The organism is Ruegeria discodermiae, from assembly GCF_030758345.1.
Taxonomy (GTDB): domain Bacteria; phylum Pseudomonadota; class Alphaproteobacteria; order Rhodobacterales; family Rhodobacteraceae; genus Ruegeria_C.
On the sequence record NZ_JAVAMO010000013.1, the window covers coordinates 118,516 to 140,143 of the forward strand.

19 protein-coding genes are annotated in these 21,628 nt (G+C 59.9%); 10 read left to right on the forward strand and 9 right to left on the reverse strand.

All coding sequences use genetic code 11. The annotated features are described in order from the left end of the window. Positions 1-472 precede the first annotated feature (472 nt). Positions 473-4,006 (forward strand): Calx-beta domain-containing protein, encoded by a 3,534-nt coding sequence (locus Q5Y75_RS21300; RefSeq protein WP_306201369.1) that lies wholly within the window; start codon positions 473-475, stop codon positions 4,004-4,006. A gap of 109 nt (positions 4,007-4,115) precedes the next feature. Here the strand turns inward: Q5Y75_RS21300 and Q5Y75_RS21305 are convergent, their stop codons facing one another. The 6 genes from Q5Y75_RS21305 to leuC form a co-directional block, all read right to left on the reverse strand. Then, the gene (locus Q5Y75_RS21305) at positions 4,116-5,189 is read right to left on the reverse strand and encodes an endonuclease/exonuclease/phosphatase family protein (RefSeq protein ID WP_306201371.1); all 1,074 of its coding nucleotides are present in this window, start codon (positions 5,187-5,189) and stop codon (positions 4,116-4,118) included. Beyond that, positions 5,186-6,025: a hypothetical protein gene (locus tag Q5Y75_RS21310; protein WP_306201373.1), complete on the reverse strand. Its 840-nt coding sequence runs from the start codon at positions 6,023-6,025 to the stop codon at positions 5,186-5,188. The genes Q5Y75_RS21305 and Q5Y75_RS21310 overlap by 4 nt, the downstream gene beginning before the upstream one ends. A 318-nt stretch (positions 6,026-6,343) precedes the next feature. Beyond that, complete coding sequence (locus tag Q5Y75_RS21315; protein ID WP_306201374.1) at positions 6,344-7,309, reverse strand: phosphotransferase; 966 nt, start codon at positions 7,307-7,309, stop codon at positions 6,344-6,346. Between the two features lie 86 nt (positions 7,310-7,395). Beyond that, the gene (gene leuD, locus Q5Y75_RS21320; protein ID WP_306201376.1) at positions 7,396-8,001 is read right to left on the reverse strand and encodes a 3-isopropylmalate dehydratase small subunit; all 606 of its coding nucleotides are present in this window, start codon (positions 7,999-8,001) and stop codon (positions 7,396-7,398) included. Positions 8,002-8,039: 38 nt separating this feature from the next. Then, positions 8,040-8,597, reverse strand: coding sequence for an HdeD family acid-resistance protein (locus tag Q5Y75_RS21325; RefSeq protein ID WP_306201378.1), 558 nt, complete (start codon positions 8,595-8,597; stop codon positions 8,040-8,042). Between the two features lie 38 nt (positions 8,598-8,635). Further along, on the reverse strand, positions 8,636-10,039 hold the full coding sequence (gene leuC, locus Q5Y75_RS21330) for a 3-isopropylmalate dehydratase large subunit (protein WP_306201380.1): 1,404 nt from the start codon (positions 10,037-10,039) through the stop codon (positions 8,636-8,638). 379 nt (positions 10,040-10,418) lie between these two features. Between leuC and rsfS the strand changes: the two genes are divergently transcribed. The 3 genes from rsfS to Q5Y75_RS21345 are packed head-to-tail and all read left to right on the forward strand — an operon-like array spanning position 10,419 to position 11,778. Continuing rightward, positions 10,419-10,778: a ribosome silencing factor gene (gene rsfS / locus Q5Y75_RS21335; protein ID WP_306201382.1), complete on the forward strand. Its 360-nt coding sequence runs from the start codon at positions 10,419-10,421 to the stop codon at positions 10,776-10,778. Positions 10,779-10,820: 42 nt separating this feature from the next. Further along, positions 10,821-11,291, forward strand: coding sequence for a 23S rRNA (pseudouridine(1915)-N(3))-methyltransferase RlmH (gene rlmH, locus Q5Y75_RS21340; protein ID WP_306201384.1), 471 nt, complete (start codon positions 10,821-10,823; stop codon positions 11,289-11,291). 1 nt (position 11,292) lies between these two features. Continuing rightward, positions 11,293-11,778, forward strand: coding sequence for a flavodoxin family protein (locus Q5Y75_RS21345; protein WP_306201386.1), 486 nt, complete (start codon positions 11,293-11,295; stop codon positions 11,776-11,778). Positions 11,779-11,781: 3 nt separating this feature from the next. Here Q5Y75_RS21345 and Q5Y75_RS21350 read toward each other — a convergent pair whose 3' ends face one another. Together Q5Y75_RS21350 and Q5Y75_RS21355 are read right to left on the reverse strand one after the other, a co-directional pair. Then, on the reverse strand, positions 11,782-12,129 hold the full coding sequence (locus tag Q5Y75_RS21350; protein ID WP_306201387.1) for a hypothetical protein: 348 nt from the start codon (positions 12,127-12,129) through the stop codon (positions 11,782-11,784). A 35-nt stretch (positions 12,130-12,164) separates the two neighbouring features. Next, positions 12,165-12,875, reverse strand: coding sequence for a DUF599 domain-containing protein (locus Q5Y75_RS21355; protein WP_306201388.1), 711 nt, complete (start codon positions 12,873-12,875; stop codon positions 12,165-12,167). An 80-nt stretch (positions 12,876-12,955) separates the two neighbouring features. Here Q5Y75_RS21355 and Q5Y75_RS21360 point away from each other — a divergent pair, with 80 nt between their 5' ends. From Q5Y75_RS21360 to Q5Y75_RS21385, 6 genes are all read left to right on the forward strand, one after another. Next, positions 12,956-14,389: an FAD-linked oxidase C-terminal domain-containing protein gene (locus tag Q5Y75_RS21360; RefSeq protein WP_306201390.1), complete on the forward strand. Its 1,434-nt coding sequence runs from the start codon at positions 12,956-12,958 to the stop codon at positions 14,387-14,389. A 43-nt stretch (positions 14,390-14,432) separates the two neighbouring features. Then, positions 14,433-15,530: an FAD-binding protein gene (locus Q5Y75_RS21365; RefSeq protein ID WP_306201392.1), complete on the forward strand. Its 1,098-nt coding sequence runs from the start codon at positions 14,433-14,435 to the stop codon at positions 15,528-15,530. Between the two features lie 3 nt (positions 15,531-15,533). Further along, positions 15,534-16,865 (forward strand): glycolate oxidase subunit GlcF, encoded by a 1,332-nt coding sequence (gene glcF, locus Q5Y75_RS21370; RefSeq protein ID WP_306201394.1) that lies wholly within the window; start codon positions 15,534-15,536, stop codon positions 16,863-16,865. Positions 16,866-16,928: 63 nt separating this feature from the next. Beyond that, positions 16,929-17,726 (forward strand): trypsin-like serine peptidase, encoded by a 798-nt coding sequence (locus tag Q5Y75_RS21375; RefSeq protein ID WP_306201396.1) that lies wholly within the window; start codon positions 16,929-16,931, stop codon positions 17,724-17,726. Continuing rightward, positions 17,723-18,535, forward strand: a complete 813-nt coding sequence (locus Q5Y75_RS21380; RefSeq protein ID WP_306201398.1) for a trypsin-like serine peptidase — start codon at positions 17,723-17,725, stop codon at positions 18,533-18,535. The genes Q5Y75_RS21375 and Q5Y75_RS21380 overlap by 4 nt, the downstream gene beginning before the upstream one ends. Positions 18,536-18,656: 121 nt before the next feature. Continuing rightward, positions 18,657-19,124, forward strand: a complete 468-nt coding sequence (locus Q5Y75_RS21385) for an Hsp20 family protein (protein ID WP_306201400.1) — start codon at positions 18,657-18,659, stop codon at positions 19,122-19,124. 164 nt (positions 19,125-19,288) lie between these two features. On the opposite strand, the gene Q5Y75_RS21390 is transcribed toward Q5Y75_RS21385, so the two are convergent. Next, on the reverse strand, positions 19,289-21,439 hold the full coding sequence (locus Q5Y75_RS21390; protein WP_306201401.1) for an esterase-like activity of phytase family protein: 2,151 nt from the start codon (positions 21,437-21,439) through the stop codon (positions 19,289-19,291). Positions 21,440-21,628 lie beyond the last annotated feature (189 nt).

Genomic DNA, 21,628 nt, shown 5'->3' on the forward strand with positions numbered 1-21,628 from the left:
TATTGTTAAGATTGAACATTAACGGAACTCATGGCGAGTTTCTGCCGCAACGCTGCATTTTGAAAGGCGTGAATCTGCTTGTTCGGTAGACGGAAGCAATTCCCTTGAATTCGCGTTTTTTGGGATGAGATCGCCTTTACAGGGCTGGATTGTCTGGGCAAATCGGGCCTGCGCGCGCGATTCCCGCAGCCAGCCTTGCGATCACATTTCTGTTATTCAAGTCACGTACAATGAAGGTGCAAGCGAGCCCATCGGGGACAATCCGGCAGCGTTACAATTCCAGACGCATCCTTCTGGCAAGCGCTCGCAAAGATATTGGCAAAGATTTTTTGACTTATTGCCTCTTTAATTATCCCCATCCGAGCGGCGTGCGACTTTGGTTTCAATTGTGGCGATTTTGTGTTGTTTTTTTTACAGGAATTGGGCAACCCTACGTTTGCATTTATTTTTTTTGTTTGGGGGAAAAGCAAAGATGCCTGTTCTGTCGGTTCAAAATACGCGGATTATCGAGCAAAACAGCAGTTTCGAGTATCTGTTTGTTCGAGTCTCGTTGGATGAAGTCGCGACCGCTCCGGTTACATTCTCATACTACACGCAAGACGGCACCGCCGAGTCCGGGCCAGATTACAGCCCAAGCGCGCGAACCGTCACAATCCCGGCAGGCGAGAGCTTCGTGGATGTGCGTCTCTCCATCATTGGAGATACCGCGATCGAAGGCGACGAGAGTTTTGAATTCGTGCTCCTGCCATCAGCGAGTTCCTCCCTGCCAGATGACGCGGCGGCGATGGTGGCGACGATCACCATTGCGGATAACGATGATGGGGCTGCCGATGCGCCTGCCGGGACCACCGGGCCCGGAAGGCTCATTTTTGGCCCCGAACGGGAGCCAGGTCCGCTGCCGACGGTTACAGCGCATGATCTGAAGATCATCGAAAGCGACAGCAGCTTCGACTATGCCTATTTCTTGCTGACACTTGACCGCCCGGCGACAGCGCAAATTACCCTCAGCTATTACTTGCAGGAAGGGACGGCGACGGCGGGCGTCGACTTCAGTGCGGCCGCGAGCACGGCAACAATCGCTGCAGGAGAGCAATCAACCTGGATCCGGGTGGCTGTGACCGGTGACACGAATGCGGAAGGAGACGAAGATTTCCAGCTGGTGATGACGAATATCAGCAATGGCGTTTTTGCTGGCGGCGGCGAGATACTGACCGCGACGGCAACCATTCTGGATGATGATACCGGGCCAATTTCCGAACCGGGGGGCGTCGGCGACCCGGGCGAGGCGATCCAGGGACCGGATCAGTTCGGTACGCTCCCGACACTTCGGTTCCATGATGTCAAAGTGATCGAGGGCGATAGCAGTTTCAAATATGTCTACGTGCCCTATACGCTGGATGCACCTGCGCCAGCCCAGATCAGGGTTGATTACTATACTCAGGCCGGCAGCGCGTCGAATACGCAGGGCGACTTTACGGATGCGGCAAGCACATTGACCATCCCCGCAGGCCAGGAAAGCGGGTGGCTGCGCTTTAGCGTAAACGGCGACACCGCGATCGAAGGTGACGAGAGTTTCACGGTTGTCTTCACCAATCTGCAAAACGCGGATTTCGAAGGTGGCACCGCCGTGATGCAGGCCGAGGTCACCATACTGGACAATGACAGTGGTCCGCTAACGGGTCCTGCCGGTATCGGCGATCCTGCCGATCAGTTGCCGACGCCTGTCTCAACCGCAACGGATGTGCCGGTTCTGCAGATCTCTGATGTATCGGTCTTTGAAGGCGACAGCAGCTTTGCATATGCAGAGTTTCTGATCACGCTGGATCGCCCTGCGCCGACAAGGATCACCGGCCAATATGTCTTTGATGATGGCACGGCCTCAAAAACCCAGGGTGATTTCAGTGGTGGAGAGGGCAATTTCACTATCGAGGCGGGAACGGAAAGCACCTATCTGCGCGTTGCTGTCAGCGGGGATACACGAATCGAAGGTGATGAAGCCTTCAACCTCGTCCTGACCGGGCTGCGGAATGCCACATTCTATGGCAACGGCCCGGCCCTGGTGGCGCAGGGGGCGATCATCGGCAATGATTCCGGTGTGCCGTCGCAGGATGCCGGAATCGGTGACGTAGCCAAGCCGGTTCTCGGCCCGCCCGTGTCAGAGGCCGGTGTCGTTCTGGATGTGGTGTCAACCTCGATCCTGGAAGGCAATAGCAGTTTTGCTTACGCTTACGTCTATGTCCTGCTGTCTGAGCCAGCGAAAACCGACGTGCAGGTAAACTGGAGCACCGTCGAGAATGCGGATGCCCAGAGCGGCCTCGACTTTGGAGCGACCGGAGGCACATTGACGATCCCGGCAGGGGCCAGCAGCGGCCGCGTTCGGGTCAGCATCTTTGGTGACACGGCGATCGAAGGCGACGAAACCTTTGGCGTGGAGTTCTCGTCTCCGACCGGGGCGGTTCTGGTTAACGGGCAGGCAACGCTCATGGCCGAGGTGCGCATCGCCGGGAATGACGGCACCGGCACGCCTTCCACTGGCCCGGATTTCAATTTTGGGACGCCCGCAAATGGCGGTGCCAACTATCTTATTGGAACGAACGGCAAGGATGGGATTCGCGGATTTGGTGGCAATGACACGATCGTGGGCCTCGCCGGAAACGACAATCTGGTTGGCGATTTCGGAAACGACGTTTTGCTCGGCGGTATTGGGGCAGATCGCCTGGTCGGAGGTGGGGGCAACGATCGCATGACCGGTGGTTTTGGCGCCGATACCTTTGTGCTGACCTGGGGAATGGGTAAGGATCGAGTCACCGATTTTAATCACGGCGTCGACCGTCTTGATTTCAATGCATTGTCGCCAGCGCAGAAGGCGGGTGCGTACTTTATCAAAACCGGGTCCAATCTGGTGGTGCACCTGAGCGATGGCTCGACCATGGCGCTTGGTAATGTCCCGGTGATTAGTGGCAACGGCAATAACAACCGGCTCGTTGGCACCGCGAAGGATGATTTCATTCAGGGTTTTGCAGGCAACGATACGCTTGATGGCGGCGGCGGGCACGACATGATGCTCGGCCATAAGGGGGCGGATACGCTGCGAGGTGGTGCCGGAAACGATACCCTGAGTGGCGGAGACGGTAATGATCTGCTTTCCGGTGGAAATGGAAACGATGCGCATAACGCAGGCGGAGGAAACAACGTCGTCTTTGCCGGGAACGGCAATGACTATGTGACCGCCCTTGGGGGTGCTGACAGGCTGTTGGGTGGCACCGGCAATGATACGCTCAACGGAGGCGGAGGCAACGATACGATCAGCGGCGGAGATGGTGCGGACCGGATTGGCGGCGGTGCTGGAAATGATGTGCTGACGGGCGGAAAGGGTACTGACACAATCTGGGGGAATGCGGGGAACGACAATATCGATGCCGGGGCGCAAAATGACAGCGTGGTTGGCGGCAGCGGCAACGACACGATTCTCGGCGGCGATGGCAGTGACACCGTCTTCGGTGACGATGGCAGGGACAGTCTGACGGGCGGCAACGGCAATGACCTGTTGAACGGCGGAGGCTGGTCCGATGAAATCTTTGGCGGAGGCGGAAATGACACGTTGATCGGATCCGGCGGCAATGACCAACTCTGGTCGGGCGCAGGCAATGACGTTGCATATGGCGGAGACGGAAAGGATACCCTGCTTGGTTTCGCCGGAAATGACAATCTTTGGGGAAGTAACGGGGCGGATCAGCTTGACGGCGGCGCTGGTAATGACACGCTGCGCGGGGGTGCCGGAGCGGATGTGCTCGTTTTCTCAACCGGAGAGGATCGCGTGCTGGCGTTTTCTGATGGGGACAGAATTGACCTGTCTGGCGTCGCCTCGATCAACAATTTCTTCGACCTGCAGAACAACCATCTGACGGGACCGGTGAACGCGGTGATCGATGATGGGTTCGGCAACACGATGACTCTGGTCAGTGTCGGCGCAGGGACGCTGGACGCGGGTGATTTCATCTTCTGATCGCTAGATGTTTCCGATTAAAAGCGGCCCGGGCGGAATTGCCCGGGTCGATCTCTGTTCGAAGGGTTGAACCGGGATTGAGCTGATCTGATTGCTCTGCGGAGGCCCATCAATTGATGGTCAGATCGGCCCAGACCAGACGGTGGCGGCTCGCCTTGACCGCGTGCTCATACATCGGATCGCCAGGCGCAGGCCAGAAGACACCCGATCCTGCCACCTGCCAATCGCGGGAGGGCAGGATGTAATCGACCCGCATTCGGCCCGGTCCCACCCAGTCCACCGTATCCAGCGCGTTGGGTGTTTTGTGGCCTTGATCCGGGGCCTGTTCGGCGCCCCGGCTTTGGGGGGTGGTATCCTGCAGTTTCGGATGGGTCAGCAAAGAGCGTATCGCCGCGCCACGCCCGTCGCTGTCATGAGGGTCCAGATTGGCGCCACCTAACAGAATCAGGCGCGCTTCGGGCGGTGGGCCGAATTGACCATCAAGAAAGTGGCGCCAAAACAGTATCTCGTCCCTGTTGCGCAATCCGTTACGGTCTTCGGGTCCATCAAAAACCGGCGGGCCGGCCTGAAAGGTCAAGAGATCGATCCGGCCGGTTGGGGTCTCAATCGGTACAACCCAATGGGCGGTCGACGACAGGCGCTGGACCTCTTGCGCCTCTGCGGACGGGAAGGGCTGGCCATTCACCTGCGGCAAGGTCGCCCAGGGCAGATCGCGCCAGAGCAAGGTCGAAAAATCCCGAACCTCTTCATACAGGATCGGATGCTTGGACAGGATCGCGATACCGCCCTGCCCCGCGAAGGCGCCATATCCCTGTGCATCGCCGGGCCCGCCGGTCAGGCCGTCCCCGTCGAGATCGAGATCGGTTGCCATCCCGCTATTTGGGCGCAGATGCAGGATGTGGTCGAACCGGGCCCCCGCATCTGCAAGCTTATCTGTCAGGGCGCTCAGGGCTTTGCCTTCATGGTCCCAGTCGATGCTTTGCAACACAATGATGTCCGGGTTCACCTGGGTGATGTTCTGGATCACCTGTCTAATGCGCGGGTCGCGTTCCGTTTCAATATCACGCAAGAAAAGGCCGGGACCATCCCGGCTAAGTTCGGTGTTGTAGGTGGCAACGCGCAATGGTTGTGCGTTGGCCATCGCTGGCAGCCCCAGCAGCAGCGCCAGGGCCAGGTGGATCATGCAGTCTGCATGGCCTCGGTATCCGCGTCGGCATAGGCGCGGCGGCGCTTTTCCTCGATCAGTTCGGCAACGCGCATCATTGCCATTCCGCGCATGACCATGCTGGCGGGCAGGAAGGCCCAGGCGCTAACCACCCAGATCAGAGTGTGCGGGTTGTCCATTGGGAAAGGGTTGACGAAGTTGGATGCGATCTTGATGAGGGCCGGGATCACGAAGGGTAGCAGGAAGCCGATGACCATGTTGGCGCGCCCGTCTTTCTGCAGCCGCGCTACTACGTCGCCACCGGTTGTGGGATCAAAGAGCGGCAGGTTGATCCAGACGTTGAACGCGCCGTTGCCGGTAGGCCAGCCGCGCACCCGGATCGTGAAATAGAAGGTCAGAATCGTCGTCAGAGATAGCACATAGGCCAGACCGGCCGAAAGACGGACGGCGTTGATCGTATCCAGCGAGCTGTGATCCGGGAGCATCAGCACGATCAGGCGGACCGGGGAATAAGGGAAATCGACCATATGCGCAGTCAGCAGACCAAGGCCCGAGAACAGGGCAGTCACATTGGTCGGTTCATATTGGTTCTTACTGATCAATGTCAGGAATGTGACCATCGACATCAGGGCCACAAATCGCAGACGGTTCAGCGGCGGAGCGTCCCGGAATTCGACAAAACTCGGAAATGCCGAATTGTATTCGGCAAATGTCAGGATAAACCCCAGGATCGCGACGAGAACTACGATCTCGACCGAGCTTGTGAGATAGCCCGGTAGGTAGAGTGCAGGCGTGGCAACCATCACAGCCACAAGCAATCCGCGCGTTGCCGCGCCAGTGATACGTCCAATCACAATTCGACCCCTTCAAAGCGGACGGGTCGATACATTGCCGATCCCGTTCCTTGCTTGGCCCTTCCCGTAAAGGGCGAGTATCGTTTTGAGCAATTTGCGCAGGAATCCGCTCATCGCTCAAGTGGAACCCCTTACTAACAGGTGATTCCAGGCAAAAAAGTGGCAAAACTGGTGCGTTCTTGCATCAATCCCGGCGAAGTGCCCAAATTGATCAGAGGATGAGCACTACATCTTGTGGTAGGCGGGGCCCGAAGCGCATTGGCGGATTTACGCGCCCTCTCTGGGTTGCGTGATTCGAATCTGCGCTACTGCAGGATATCACCAGATTCGCATTGCCTGGTTCAGTCGGCCATGGAGCAAATCGAACTTGCGGCGCTGGAAACTGCTACTAGCGTATTTCTCCTCAGTGATGGAGAGCCAGTCGATCAGCAATCGGGTGCGGATGCAGAAATCGAGAATGTCGATATCAATGGGATGATGGTACTGGCGCAGAAACATCTCTTTGTTGACGCGCAGAATGCCGCTGCGGTCCAGATCGTCCGGTGTGGCGGGACGAAAGACATCCATCTTGAGAAAATCCACGATGTCATAGATCAGGTGTTTCTCGGTCGCCTCGGTAAAGTCGATGCCATAGGTTGCGCCCTTGCCAAGCAGCAGGTTTCGACCATGGAAATCCCCGTGCGCAAAACCACAGGTATCGTGCCGCTGGGTCAGGTTCTCGCCTTGCCTCTTTAGCATGTTGATCATTGGCGCATAGCTGGTTGCGGCGGCTTTGGGCGTACCATGCACCAAAGTGGCGATCGCCTCGAACATCCATTGGGGCCAGAATTCGCCGCTCGTCTGTTCTTTGAAGGCGTGCAGGTTGTGCAGCCATGCCCCCGCCCGCCGATAGACCTGTGCCGCCTGATTGTTGTCGGGGGTTGCGTAGATCAACTCGGTGGCGGTTGGCCGGTCGAGATATTCGGTGACAAAGAACAGCCCCGACGGCGACAGATACTCGGGGCGTATGATGCGGGTGGTTTCGAACTGGAGGAAATGATCGTGGAGCCTGCGCAAAACGGCGTATTCGTCCCTAAGACGACCGGTCTGATCCCCTGTCCGATCACTTTTGAGGGAATAGTTGATATCGCCGATAACGACGCGGAACACCTGCCGGTCGTCCGGAAAATCCGCCGATCTGTAGATGCAGGCAAACGCTAGGTCACCCTTGGTGCCAACAGCCCGGCTGAATTCGTCAACAAAACCGGCGATCAGGTCTTGATCGAAGTTGAACAGGTCGGGCACTAAGCGGCATCCCTGCTGCATTTGGTGAAGGGCAAACGGAAAAGGCCGCGCAGTTGCGCGGCCTCATATTCTAGCACATCGACCACTCAGACCCAGGGGCGCTCTTGGGCCGCTTTGCTTTCAAAAGCGTCAATGGCATGGGCCTTCTCCATAGTCTGACCGATATCGTCCAACCCGTGAAGCAGGCAGTGCTTTTTATGCGCATCAACTTCGAACTCAATGACGACGCCATCGGAGGTGATGATCTCCTGCACGTCCAGATGCACCGAGATGCGGGCATTCTCGCCCTTATGGGCATCTTCCATGATGATGTCGTGGTGCTCTTCGGCGACAACGATCGGAAGGATGCCGTTCTTGAAGCAGTTGTTGTAGAAGATGTCGGCAAAGCTGGTCGAGATCACGCAGCGGATGCCGAAATCCTTGATTGCCCAGGGCGCGTGTTCGCGCGACGAGCCGCAGCCGAAATTGTCGCCCGCCACCAGAATCTCGGCCTGGCGATAGGCGGGTTGGTTCAGAACAAAGTTTTCCTTTTCGCCGCCGTGGTCATGGTAGCGCATCTCGTCAAACAGGTTCTTGCCGAGGCCAGAGCGTTTGATGGTCTTCAGGTGAACCTTGGGGATGATCATATCGGTGTCGATATTGATCAGGGGCATGGGGGCAGCCACACCGGTGAGTCTTTCGAACTTGTCCATTTTTGTTACTCCCGCGGTCGGGACAGCCCCCGGACCGCTTAGCTTTCCTTGATTTCCGTGTCGGTGGCTTCGCCGTCATTCTTGCGCAGGAACAGCGCCATGAAGATCAGACCGAAACCGTTGAACAGCATTTCGATACCCAAGAGAATTCCGAGCAGTTTCAGCAACCATGTGGGGTCTTCGCTGGCATACATCCAGATGATCCCTGCAAGAATGATCGACAGAATGCCGGAAATGAGCGTCGGTGCAAAAAGCCCGGTGCCGCGCATCTGGAACGACAGGATGATCCGCGCGATGCCGCCTGCCATGAACAGGATCAGCACCACCGTGGCCAGCGTCAGCGTCCCTTCCAGCGGGTGCGCCAGAAACGACCAGCCCAGGAACAGCATGACCGCGCCCATGATGATGGCCAGAACCTTGCGGCCCGTGCCCTCGACCGAGAAGCCGCCCACCAATTGCAACCCACCGCTGATCAGCAGTAGGATACCGGTGAGCAACGTCACGGTGACCGAAGCCACCACCGGTGCCCCCAGAACGATGACGCCGAATAGGATCGACAGCAGTCCCAGCAGGAACCATTTCAACCAGTCGCTCATGTCTCTTTTTCCTCAAAAAGCCAAGTCTTGAGCGTAGCTTACATCAGTTCGCGAACGTCCGTAAGCCTTCCTGTGATGGCAGCAGCGGCGGCCATGGCGGGTGACAGAAGGTGGGTGCGCCCACCCCGTCCCTGACGCCCTTCGAAGTTGCGGTTCGAGGTCGCCGCACAGCGTTCCCCCGGTTGCAACTGGTCGGGATTCATCGCCAGACACATGGAACATCCGGCAAGCCGCCATTCAAAGCCCGCATCGCGGAACACCTGTGCTACGCCTTCTTCTTCGGCCTGCGCCCGAACAAGGCCCGAGCCGGGCACGACCATGGCGCGCATGCCGTCCTTGACCTTCTTGCCCTTCAGAATCTCGGCGGCGGCACGCAGATCCTCGATCCGGCCATTGGTGCAGGACCCGATGAAGACAGTGTCGATCTCGATCTCGTCGAGCGGCGTGCCGGGTTCAAGGCCCATATAGTCCAGCGACCGTTTTGCCGCGTCTACCTTGCCGCCTTCGAAATCCTCGGGGCTGGGCACGGTGGCGGTGATCGGCAGCACATCTTCGGGCGAGGTGCCCCAGGTCACGACCGGTGCGATATCTTCACCGCGCAGGGTCACGACCTTGTCCCAATGGGCGTCGTCATCGGAATAGAGCGTTTTCCACCAGTTCAGCGCCGCTTCCCATTGTGCGCCTTTGGGGGCGTGCGGGCGGCCTTTGACATACTCGTATGTGGTCTCATCCGGGGCGATCAGACCGGCGCGCGCGCCGCCTTCGATCGCCATGTTGCAGACGGTCATGCGGCCTTCCATCGTGAGGTCACGGATCGCCTCGCCGCAATACTCGATCACATAGCCGGTGCCACCGGCGGTGCCGGTCTCGCCAATAACCGCCAGCGTGATGTCCTTGGCGGTCACGCCCGGGTTCAGCTTGCCGGTGATCTCGACCTTCATGTTCTTGGATTTCTTCTGGATCAGCGTCTGGGTGGCCAGCACGTGCTCGACCTCGGACGTGCCGATGCCATGCGCCAGTGCGCCAAACGCGCCATGGGTAGCAGTGTGGCTGTCGCCGCAGACCACGGTCATGCCGGGCAGGGTCCAGCCCTGTTCGGGGCCGACGATATGCACGATACCCTGACGGATGTCGTTCACCGGGTAGTAGTTGATGCCGAAATCCTTGGCGTTCTTGTCGAGCGCTTCAACCTGAATGCGGCTTTCTTCATTGTCGATTCCGTTGACGCGGTCCGGCGTGGTCGGAACATTGTGATCCGGCACTGCGATCGTCTTTTCCGGCGCGCGCACCGGGCGGCCTGCCATGCGCAGCCCTTCAAAGGCCTGCGGGCTGGTCACCTCGTGCACCAGATGGCGGTCGATATAGAGCAGGCAGGTGCCATCATCGGCCTCATGGGCGACATGGGCATCCCAGATCTTGTCATAGAGTGTTTTGGGGGACATCGGTCCTCTCCCGTATTTTTGAGAATTGCTGGCGAAAGGCTGGACGCCGCCTATAGGCGGGCCAGCACCGTGCGGGCAGCCCCAAAGAACCGTTCGCGCAGCCGTGCGCGGTCTTGCAGATCAAGGGTAGGGGCCGTATCGGGTCTCATGGCGCCCAGATACAGTTCCGGGCCGCATCTATCAAGGTCTGCGCGCGTTTTGCGGTGCCGTTGGGGCACATTCCCGCGATGAGGTGGTAGGTTTCATTGAAATGTGATGTAGCCGGGGTTAAATTTAAGATACCTCAGCGCCGGAGGTTGGTCGGCGCGCTGCAAAGGAGGACAATGTCCTGTCTCTTTATCCAGAGGCGGCAATTACCGCCGATGAACGGGCCGGTTTGATGGCCCAATCCCAGCTTACCAGCGAAAAGCTGCTAGAGCGTATCCTTTCTTCTCTGACAGACGACAAGGCCGAGGATGTTGTGCAGATCGATCTGCGCGGCAAGACCGAGATCGGTGATTACATGGTGATCGTCTCGGGTCGCTCGACCCGTCAGGTCGCGGCCATGGCAGAGAAGCTCTCGGATCGGATCAAGCAGGAGTTCGGATTCACCGCCAAGGTCGAAGGCAAGGATGCCGGCGACTGGGTGCTGATCGATACGGGCGATGTTATCGTCCATATCTTCCGCCCCGAGGTTCGCGAATTCTATCAGCTGGAAAAGATGTGGCTGCCGCAAGGTAGCAACGCCTCGACGAACTAGGGCGTTATCCCGGCCGATTTTGACGGCCGGAAGCGGGGAAAGATGCGCATTTCCGTTTGCGCGGTCGGCCGTCTGAGGGCCGGACCGGAAAAGGATTTGATTGACGACTACCTAGCGCGCTTTGACAGGACAGGTCGTGCGCTTGGGCTGGGCCCGGCAAGAATCATCGAAGTTGAAGACAAGAAAAACGCCGGGATGGGCGCCGAGGACGCGTTGCTGCGCAAGGCGATCCCGAAGGGTGGCCTGATCTGCACGCTGGATGAGCGTGGCCGCACGCTGACCTCGCCTGAATTTGCGCAGCGACTGGGCAATTGGCGCGATGCGGGTCGTCAGGATGTCGCCCTTGTGATCGGCGGCGCAGATGGGATTGACCCTGGCCTGCGCGCCGCGGCTGATTTTTCCCTATCGTTTGGCAAGATGGTCTGGCCGCATATGCTAGTGCGGGTGATGTTGGCGGAACAGCTTTACCGGGCGGCCACGATTCTGTCGGGCGGCCCCTATCATAGGGTTTGACATGGCGCAGCTCTTGATCGTGTACCACTCGCGCACCGGCGGCAGCCGCCAGATGGCGGAGGCCGCTGCCGACGCGGCGCGGGAGGAAGCGGAGACAGTGCTCAAGCCCGCCGATCAGGCCGGTCCGGAGGATCTGTTGCGCGCCGATGGCTTCCTCTTTTGCGCGCCCGAGAATCTGGCTGCGATTTCCGGGGTGATGAAAGATTTCTTTGACCGGTGTTACTATCCCGTGCTGGGCCGTATCGAGGGGCGACCTTATGCGCAGATGGTCTGCGCCGGGTCCGATGGCGAAAACGCGACGCGGCAAATAGCGCGGATCGCCACTGGCTGGCGGCTGAAAGAGGTGCAACCGCCGCTGATCATCTGCACCCATGCCCAATCGCCCGCAGAGATTCTGGCCGAAAAGCACATCCTGGCCGATCAGCTTGAACAATGCCGCGAGATTGGCGCGGCAATGGCGGCAGGTCTCAGCCTCAGGGTGTTCTGAGGATCATTTCAGGGTGACCAGCGTGGTCTCTTCATTCCAGCCATCAACGTTGTCTCTGGCCTGGATCTGCACCTGAACCGTTCCATCAGGGATACGCGCAGAGCCGAGCGAGCGGGTAAAGGGCTGCTCATGCTCATGCGGGTGATGCAGGATGCGCAGGCCAAGCTCATTCCCGTCCATGTCCAGAACGCGCCAGCCATCGGCATAGTGATCCCAGCCGGTATCGGGATGGGAGATGGTGACATCGAATCGCCAATCCCCCCCGGATTGTGATGCAGTCACTTTTTCGATTGTTGGCGGGTCTGCCAGAACTGGTCCGGCCAGCAGCAGGAAGGGAAGAACATATCTCATATCTGCAGCTTAGCGGCGAAGCGCCCGGCGTGCATTCAAGTTTGCGTGTCTGCGGGCGGGTTCAGCAGTATCTCGCGCGACCGTGAGACAAACTCGCGACGATAGAGCATGGACAGCGTGATGATGCTGGCCAGCGCGAGCGCTGCGGGGCCAAGCATCCAGGCGACCGCCGTCAGCGCGAAATAGGTCGAACGCATGGCGCGATTGAAACTGCGCGCGGCTGTGGTGCTTAACTCAGCGGCTTGTTTGGCGCGCGGATAGGCGTTTTCAGCCTTGGGATCGTTGGGCACCGCGCCCATGACCACCGCGCAATAGCCAAACAGGCGGTGCGCCCAGACATATTTCAGAAACGCGTTTGACAGGAACAGCAGGACGCAGATGATCTTGAGCTCCCATACAAAGGCGGGCGCATCGCCGATGGCGAGCTCCTGCGCGACACCGGCCAATCGCTCGGTATTGCCGACCAGTGCCAGACCGCCGCCGATGGCGATCATTGAGGCTGAGGCGAAAAACGTGGTGCCCTGCCGCAATTGTCCGATCAATTGGCTGTCCAGCACCCGTGGCTCGCGGGTGACCATCTGCATCATCCATTCGCGCCGGAAATCCGCCATCAGATATGAGACCGAGGGCCGCTTAGCGTTGGCATTCTCGATCCGCCAGCCAATCCACAGCCAGCCCAGCACTAGCAGGGCGACAGCGGCATAATCCAGCGGCGAAAACAGCAAGGCTCGGTCGATCCAGGACATGCCGGGACCATAAGGGCAGGGCGAGAGACTTGCCAGACGCCTAAATTGGTAATATAAAATTACCAAAATGGAGTCCCGCTATGGAAATGCCTGCGCCAGATCCCAAGATTCTTGAGCGAAAGCCGCACCTGCTGGCCCGTCTGCGCACTGTATTGCCCGAGGATGCACTGATCCACGATATTTCCGAGACGCGCGCTTATGAGTGTGATGCGCTGACCGCCTATCGCTGCCCGCCGATGGTTGCGGTCCTGCCTGCGTCCACGCAAGAGGTCTCGGACGTTCTGCGCATCTGCCACGAGGAAGGCGTGCCGGTGGTGCCGCGCGGTTCCGGCACTTCGCTGGCAGGGGGGGCATTGCCGACCGAAGACAGCGTTATCCTGGGCGTGGCGCGCATGAATGACGTGCTGGAAACCGACTATGACAATCGGATCATCCGGGTGCAGACCGGTCGTACCAATCTTAGCGTCAGCGGCGCGGTGGAAGAACGCGACTTTTTCTATGCGCCCGATCCGTCCTCGCAACTTGCCTGCGCCATCGCTGGCAATATCGCTATGAATTCCGGCGGCGCGCATTGCTTGAAATATGGGGTGACCACCAACAACCTGCTGGGCGTGACTATGGTGATGATGGACGGCACCGTGGTCGAGATTGGCGGCGCGCATCTGGATGCGGGCGGGCTGGACCTGCTGGGCGTCATCTGCGGCTCTGAAGGGCAGTTGGGCGTTGTCACCGAGGCCACCCTGCGTATCTTGCGCAAGCCTGAAGGCGCGCGCCCCGTTCTGATCGGATTCGATGATAACGCGGTGGCGGGCGAATGCGTGTCGGACATCATCAAATCCGGTATTCTGCCGGTCGCGATCGAGTTCATGGACCGGCTCTGTATCGAGGCCTGCGAGAATTTCGCCCATGCGGGCTATCCCAAATGCGAGGCGCTGCTGATCGTCGAGGTCGAAGGCTCTGAGGCCGAGATCGACAGCCAGTTGGGCAAGATCATCGAGATCGCCAAGCGGCATAATCCTGTCGAGTTGCGTGAAAGCGGGTCGGCGGAGGAAAGCGCCAAGATCTGGCTGGGCCGCAAATCGGCCTTTGGCGCGATGGGGCAGCTCAACGACTATATGTGTCTGGATGGAACGATCCCGGTCTCGGAACTGTCCATGGTCCTGCGTCGAATTGGCGAATTGAGCAAGGAGTATGGGCTGCCGGTGGGCAACGTGTTTCACGCGGGCGACGGTAATATGCACCCGCTGATCCTGTTTGATGCCAACAAGCCGGGCGATCTGGAGAAATGCGAAGCCTTCGGGGCCGACATCTTGCGGCTTTGTGTCGATGCGGGTGGGTGCCTGACTGGAGAGCACGGTGTGGGCATCGAAAAGCGCGATCTGATGCTGCACCAATACAATCCCCAGGACCTTGAGGCGCAGATGGCGGTGAAAGATGTATTTGACCCGCAATGGCTACTGAACCCGGCCAAGGTCTTTCCGCTCGGGTCTTCGGCACCGAGGCGCAGCGCGTGACCCGTCGCCAGCAAATCTCCCCAAAACACAAAGAAGAGCTGGGATGACACCAGAGTCAGAAACAGAGTTGGCGCAGATCGTCGCCGGATTGAACGGTCCGGTTTGCATTATTGGCGGTGGCACGCGAGGTGCCGCCGGATCGGCGCCTGCGCTCGATATGTCGCGCCTTACGGGCATTCATCTTTATGAACCGGGTGCTCTGACATTGGTGGCCGCTGCGGGAACTTCGCTGGCCGAGGTCGACGCCGCGCTGGACGCCGAAGGTCAGCGACTGGCGTTTGAGCCGATGGATCACCGGGTGCTGCTAGGCACGCGTGGCGCGCCGACCATTGGCGGGGTCGTGGCGGCCAATATCTCGGGTCCGAGGCGGGTTCAGGCGGGGGCCTGCCGCGACTTCCTGCTAGGGGTGCGGTTTGTAGATGGGAACGGCACCGTCATCAAGAATGGCGGCCGGGTTATGAAGAATGTGACCGGATATGATCTGGTGAAGCTGATGGCGGGGTCCTGGGGCACGCTGGGGGTGTTGAGCGAGGTCTCGCTGAAGGTACTGCCCAAGCCCGAAGCCATCCAGACGCTGGCCATCGCCGTTCCCGATGCCGCGCGCGCGGTCGGGCTGATGTCCGACGCGCTGGGGTCTCCGTTTGAAGTTTCGGGCGCGGCCTATGATCCCGAGCGCGGGCAGGTCTTTGCCCGGATTGAGGGGTTTGCGGATTCGGTCTCCTACCGGGCAGATCGTTTAAGCGAGCTGTTGGCACGCTGGGGTGACATCACGCGCCCTGAGGCACCGGATCTCTGGTCCGACATTCGCGATGTTCGGGGCTTTGCCGATCGGGCGGGTGATGTCTGGCGGATTTCCTGCCGACCCAGCGACGCGCCGGGTCTTGCACAAAAGGCCGGGGCGGATGCGCTATTGTTTGATTGGGGTGGCGGCCTGATCTGGGCTTTGATGTCAGAGGGGTCCGATCTGCGCGCCCGGCTGGGCGGTTTCGACGGGCATGCAACGCTGGTCCGGTCCAACCAGGCAACGCGCGCGCAGCTTGGTATGTTCCACCCGCAGCCCGCCCCGCTGGCTGCGATCCAACAGGCGTTGCGCACGCGGTTCGACCCGCAGGGCCGCTTTAACCCCGGATTGATGGGCTAGATCATGCAGACAGAATTTACGCCCGAACAACTGCAAGACCCGGCCATCAAACGCTCCAACGAGATTCTGCGGAGCTGTGTGCATTGCGGGTTCTGCACCGCAACCTGTCCCACCTATCAGGTGCTGGGCGATGAGTTGGACAGCCCGCGCGGGCGCATCTATCTGATCAAGGACATGCTGGAAAACGAGCGCGTGCCGGATGAAAAGACCGTCAAGCATATCGACCGTTGCCTGTCCTGTCTGGCCTGCATGACGACCTGCCCCTCGGGCGTGCATTACATGCATCTGGTCGATCACGCGCGCGAATATATCGAGGCCAATTACAAGCGCCCTTTCAGCGACCGGGCTCTGCGCTGGGTGCTGGCGCGTATCCTGCCCTATCCGACGCGGTTTCGGCTGGCTTTGCTGGGGGCCAAAATGGCGTGGCCATTCCGCGCTCTGATGCCTGATGCGCGCTTGCGGGCAATGCTGGATATGGCGCCAAGGCACATCCCTCCGGTCAGCCGCAACGACGACCCGCAGAGCTTTGCGCCTGAAGGACCGCGTCTTAAACGAGTCGCGCTGATGACCGGGTGCGCGCAGAAAGCGCTGAACACCGATATCAACGATGCCACCATTCGCCTGCTCAGGCGGCTGGGATGTGAGGTTGTGGTGGCCGAGGGCGCGGGCTGCTGCGGCGCACTGACCCATCACATGGGCAAGACCGGCGAAAGCCACGCCACCGCCGCACGCAACATTCGCGCCTGGGCGCAAGAGATGGACGGGCTGGGGCTGGACGCGATCGTCATCAACACGTCGGGCTGTGGCACGACCGTAAAGGATTACGGCCATATGTTCCGTAACAGCGAGCTGGCCGAGGAGGCGCGCTGCGTGTCCGATATCGCGATGGATGTCTCGGAACTGCTGGTGCAACTGGACCTGCCCGAGGCCGCGCCGCGCGACATGACCGTGGCTTATCATGCGGCCTGTTCGCTGCAGCACGGGCAGAAGATCACCACGCATCCGAAAACCCTGCTGCGCCGGGCCGGGTTCGACATTGTCGAGCCCGCCGACAGCCATCTGTGTTGCGGCAGCGCAGGGACCTACAACCTGATGCAGCCGGAAATCTCGGGCAAGCTGAAGCAGCGCAAGATCCGCACGCTTGAGGCCCGAAACCCGGATGTGATCGCGGCGGGCAATATCGGTTGCATGATGCAGATCGGCTCGGGCACGGCATTGCCGGTGGTTCATACGGTCGAGTTGCTGGATTGGGCGACCGGCGGGCCGACACCTCCGGCGTTGCTGCAATCCCACAGTCGTGAAACGGCGATACCGGACCTGCGCGCAAGCCTATGACCTTGCCGTAATTTCGCCGTATGACTTGGGTAAGCCAAAGGGCGAATGCTGGCGGAGCCTTATGTGCGTACTGTGATCAAAGCCCTGTTGCTTGCCTGCCTGCCCGGATTGGGACTGGCGCAGGATAGCGGGCTGAAACCTCTGGAGACCACCGATTCGGCGCGTGAGTGGATGGCGGTCGGGCGTCTTGATATCGACGGGGCGGGGTTCTGTACCGGGGCGCTGATCGCACCCGATCTGGTGTTGACGGCTGCGCATTGCCTGTTCCAGCGTGCCTCGGATGAGCGGATCGACCTGTCCCGGATCGAGTTTCTGGCGGGATGGCGCAAGGGCCACGCCTTGGCCTATCGCGGTGCCAGCCGCGCGGCAATCCATCCCGGCTACAAACATCAGGAAGAGATCTCGGCGCGGCGGGTACGCAATGATGTGGCGCTGATCCAATTGGACCGCCCGATCCGCAATACCACGATCCTGCCTTTCGCAACCGGCAGCCACCCGGATCGGGGCGAGGATGTTGGCATCGTATCTTACGCGCAGGACCGCGCTGATGCGCCGTCGCTGCAGCGGGCCTGTTCGGTGATGGCGCGGCAACAGGGCATTCTGGTGATGTCCTGCGATATCAATTTCGGCTCGTCCGGGGCACCAGTCTTTTCCTTTCAGGATGGCACGCCGCGCATCGTTTCTGTGGTGTCGGCCAAGGCCGAGGCGGATGGAGGCCGGGTCGCTTTGGGTGCGGGGCTTGAGGCGTCGCTTGCACTGTTGCGCGCCGAACTGATGGCGGATGGCGGTCCTGGGCAGGTAACGCGCGCGCCCAACCGGATCAGAAGCGGATCAACCAGCGCGAAGTTCATCAAGCCATGAAAGCGTTTCTGGTCCTTTTCCTGAGCTTTTGCCTCTCGTTGCCGCTGCAGGCGCAGAACAGCGGGTTGCGGCGGCTGACCGATCGCGAGGACCTGCTGGGCTGGGAAGCGGTCGGAAAGCTGGAGCTCGGCGGCGGGTCGTATTGCACGGGAACGCTGATCGCCAAGGATCTGGTTCTGACGGCGGCCCATTGTGCTGTCAGTAAGTCGACCGGCAAACGGCTTGAACCCGGTCAGATCACCTTCAAGGCCGGGTATAGCGACGGCAGAGCGCTGGCTGAACAGGACGTGATCCAGATTGCAGTGCCGGAAAACTTCCAGATCAATGGGCCAAACGGAGCAGACCGGATACGCGTCGATGTGGCGCTGTTGCGGCTGGCCGCTCCGATCCCGCTGGATGTGGCAGACCCTTTTGCCCTGCATTCCGGCAACATCCACGGTGCGGAAATCAGCGTTTCTTCTTATGGGCAGGGCCGCGACGAAGCGATCTCGCGCCAGCGCTCCTGCCGTATCCTGAACCGCGACGAAGGGATGATCGTGGTGGATTGCGATGTGACTTTCGGCTCTTCCGGCTCGGCCTTGCTGGCCAGATCCGGTAGCCGCTGGCAGATCCTTTCGGTTCTGTCTGCGGGCGCGGTGCATAACGGTCAGAAGATCGGGTTCGGCATGGAACTGCCCGAAATTGTCGCGCAGCTGAAACGTCAGCTGTATCGCGATGCGCCCCGTCCCAAGGCCGGGATCAAGATGCTGGGCGTCGGATCGGGCCGCAGCAGCTCTGGCGCGAAATTCATCCGCCCGAACGGGTCTTGAAACCCCTCTTTTTGTTCCCATCTGAATTGCATCGGGTCGCCGCTTCGGGGCCCGATCACTCACCCGCCCGTCCAACCGGAGGGCTTATCGTCCATCGCTCTAGAATGAGGATACACGAAAAATGCGTAGTTTTGATTTTGCACCCATGCACCGCGCCAGCGTCGGCTTTGACCAGATCGCCGACATCATGGACCGTGTCATGAACAACGACGTGGCTCAGCCCAGCTATCCGCCTTACAACATCGAAAAGACCGATGCGGACAGCTACCGCATTTCGATCGCCGTCGCCGGGTTCGCCGAAGATGATCTGGCGGTTGAAGTCAAGGAAAATGCCCTTGTCGTTTCGGCCAAGAAGGCCAGCGAAGAGACCGAGCGCAAATACCTGCACCGTGGTATCGCCACCCGCGCCTTCGAGCGCCGCTTTGCCTTGGCGGACCATGTCCGCGTCACCGGCGCGACCCATGAGAACGGCATGCTGCATATCGACCTGAAACGCGAAGTGCCCGAAGCGCTGAAACCGCGCCGCATCGCGATCGGATCGCCTGCTGCGGCAGAGGCAGATGTCGTCGATGCCAAGCCGGTAAACTAAGACACCCAATCCCCCAGCCGGCACCGTCGCAAGCCGGCAAGGGGGTCGCGAAAACAGGGCTTACCTCCGGTTTTCGCACCGCCCCGCGCCACTCCAGACGCGGGGCGGAGTTTTGTTGGACGCCCGGACTTCCTTTCTTAGGCTGGGTCTTGGGCGTTCCGTTCCTAGCTGCCTTCGCTGACATTGCCGATGGACCAGAACATGGTCTCACCGGAACTGTCATCGACGCCATCATTGTCGCTGATCACGAAACCTTCGCCCGAGGGCAGGATCGCGAGGCCTTCGATCTTGTCCAGCACGTAACCACCGGTCGATGTCAGATCGGGCAGCAGGTCGCGGACCAGTTCCTTGCTGACCACCGGCAATGCGCCGCCCAGCGGAGCGGGCTTCATCTCGGCCAGCGGAATGCGATAGACCTTTTTGGTCACCGCGCGATCGTCATGCTGATTGTCCCGCTCGATCACATAGACATGATCGCCAAAGGCGGTGATCTCGCTCAGGCCCACCCAGCCGGTATCCGGCTTGGCTTTGGGGTAATGCACCGCGCCCCATTCCTTGCTTTCGAGGTTATAGGCGACCAGCTTCACGTGATCTGCCGGATCGTCCTTCCACTCGCGCTGCACGGCCACCCACAGCGTGTCGCCAATGCGGGTGATGCCTTCGAAGCCGAACCGCTTCTCGACCGCCATCAGTTCCGGGGGCAATCCGATCTCACCCTTTCGGTCCTTTATCGCGCCATCGGGCTGCACGTGATAGATCGCATGCGGGATCACCCGATCGGTGCGCCCCTCGGAGGCGACATAAAACCCGCCCTTGCCATCCAGCGTGATGCCCTCAAGGTCGATTTTCTGCGCAGGTGCGCCGTTGCGCGTGATGCGGATCACTTCGGTGATCTGCGCCGGGGTCTGGCTGGGATCGATCTTGAAGATCGACGGCTGGAACCCATAGAAGCTGTCATTCACCGCCCAGATCATGCCGTCCTCATCCGCGACCATGCCTGACATTGCGCCCCAGCCGATCAACTCACTGGCCCCGGCAGAGGTCAGATGCGGATAGGCGGCTTCGGCGTCCTGATATTCGTAGATCATGACATGCGCGCGCGGGCCGCCATCTTCGATCAGGTCTTTCTCATTGGCCGAGATCAGCAGATTGCGCTCGGGGATAGCCACATAACCTTCCGGCCCGACGCCGGAGGGCAGTAGCTGTTTCAGCACCGGCTTCGCCGGATCGGTGGCGTCATAGACCCCGACGATCGAGGCGCGCTCGGCCCCAACAAAGATCATCGGCGTGCCGCCAAAGCTCGCTGCGGTTACGCTTTCGGGCTCCACCCCTTTGCTGTCCGAGCGTTTGTCGGGGTAGTGGCCCACCTGGACGATAGCATGTTCGAAATCGGTGCCGCTGTCAAAGACCACGGTGCCGTCCTTGGCGAAGATCGTCCAGCCGCGCGAGCCGCCCTGATAATCGCCTTCATTGGCGGTGGCGAAGTGCTGATCATCGATCCATTTCACCGCGTCGGGCTCGCGCAGGCGGCCTGTCTGGCTTTCATTGAAGATCAGCGCGCCGCGCTCGTCCGTGGCGTCGATACCATTCAGATCAACCGCCCCGGCAGAGAAATGGCTGATCACATCGCCTTGGCTGTTCACCACGGCGATGTGGTTGTTTTCCTGCAGGGTGACAACGGTTTCGCCCAGACCGTTGATATCGACGAATTCCGGTTCCGGATCGCTGCCCGCAATCTCGGCAAGATCAGTCAGGTCCACGTTCTTCATGTTGGTGCAGTCCAACTCGCCGACGGACAGGCCAACCATGGCTAGGGACCCGGCGGGCAGTTGCGGGATGACACCGTCATTGAGGTCCTCGTCGCGCTCATTCTCGATCGCGACCGAGATAAAGCTCCCATCGGGCGCGGCGGCGATGCTGTCGGGCTGGCCCCCCAGATCGCAGGAGGTGATGATCTTTTTGGTCGCCACATCCAGCGCGACCAGTTTGCCCGAGGGATTGGTGTAGCTTTGTGAGGTGTTCACGCCCACAAATGCGGTGTTGCCCAGAACCGCCACCGAGGTGGGTTCGCCACCGATATCGATATTGCCCAGAGGTGCGGGATGGACCGGGTCGGTAATGTCGATCAGGCCCACGGCGCCCAGAGGGCTGTCGGTATAGACCAGCGTGTTGCCATCCGCCGTTGCCGCGATGATCTCAGGCGAGCTTTCGCGATTGGTATCCTCACCGCTGGCCATATTCCTGATGACCGGGAAAGAGGCGATACGGTTGAAATTCATCTCCGCGGCGGCGCTGCCGGCGGTAAGAATGGCCATTATGGCCAATGCTGACACTCTGTTCATGAGATCCCCATTCTATTGGATGACGCTTGCCTGAGCGTGGGTCGTGACAGGAGGGTATCGGTTTTGAAACAGATTTATGAAATGTCGAGTCGGGCGGTGCTTGCAGTCCTGTCAGGCCCGGAGTCGTCTCGGGATTCTGTTTGCATTGGGTGTGCGACTCTG

Excerpts from the sequence above, each read along its gene's own strand:
- Q5Y75_RS21300 (WP_306201369.1), top strand. The coding sequence starts at position 473 with ATGCCTGTTCTGTCGGTTCAAAATACGCGGATTATCGAGCAAAACAGC.
- Q5Y75_RS21305 (WP_306201371.1), bottom strand. The coding sequence starts at position 5,189 with ATGATCCACCTGGCCCTGGCGCTGCTGCTGGGGCTGCCAGCGATGGCC.
- leuD (WP_306201376.1), bottom strand. The coding sequence starts at position 8,001 with ATGGACAAGTTCGAAAGACTCACCGGTGTGGCTGCCCCCATGCCCCTG.
- Q5Y75_RS21325 (WP_306201378.1), bottom strand. The coding sequence starts at position 8,597 with ATGAGCGACTGGTTGAAATGGTTCCTGCTGGGACTGCTGTCGATCCTA.
- leuC (WP_306201380.1), bottom strand. The coding sequence starts at position 10,039 with ATGTCCCCCAAAACACTCTATGACAAGATCTGGGATGCCCATGTCGCC.
- rsfS (WP_306201382.1), top strand. The coding sequence starts at position 10,419 with ATGGCCCAATCCCAGCTTACCAGCGAAAAGCTGCTAGAGCGTATCCTT.
- rlmH (WP_306201384.1), top strand. The coding sequence starts at position 10,821 with ATGCGCATTTCCGTTTGCGCGGTCGGCCGTCTGAGGGCCGGACCGGAA.
- Q5Y75_RS21345 (WP_306201386.1), top strand. The coding sequence starts at position 11,293 with ATGGCGCAGCTCTTGATCGTGTACCACTCGCGCACCGGCGGCAGCCGC.
- Q5Y75_RS21350 (WP_306201387.1), bottom strand. The coding sequence starts at position 12,129 with ATGAGATATGTTCTTCCCTTCCTGCTGCTGGCCGGACCAGTTCTGGCA.
- Q5Y75_RS21355 (WP_306201388.1), bottom strand. The coding sequence starts at position 12,875 with ATGTCCTGGATCGACCGAGCCTTGCTGTTTTCGCCGCTGGATTATGCC.
- Q5Y75_RS21360 (WP_306201390.1), top strand. The coding sequence starts at position 12,956 with ATGGAAATGCCTGCGCCAGATCCCAAGATTCTTGAGCGAAAGCCGCAC.
- Q5Y75_RS21365 (WP_306201392.1), top strand. The coding sequence starts at position 14,433 with ATGACACCAGAGTCAGAAACAGAGTTGGCGCAGATCGTCGCCGGATTG.
- glcF (WP_306201394.1), top strand. The coding sequence starts at position 15,534 with ATGCAGACAGAATTTACGCCCGAACAACTGCAAGACCCGGCCATCAAA.
- Q5Y75_RS21380 (WP_306201398.1), top strand. The coding sequence starts at position 17,723 with ATGAAAGCGTTTCTGGTCCTTTTCCTGAGCTTTTGCCTCTCGTTGCCG.
- Q5Y75_RS21385 (WP_306201400.1), top strand. The coding sequence starts at position 18,657 with ATGCGTAGTTTTGATTTTGCACCCATGCACCGCGCCAGCGTCGGCTTT.
- Q5Y75_RS21390 (WP_306201401.1), bottom strand. The coding sequence starts at position 21,439 with ATGGCCATTCTTACCGCCGGCAGCGCCGCCGCGGAGATGAATTTCAAC.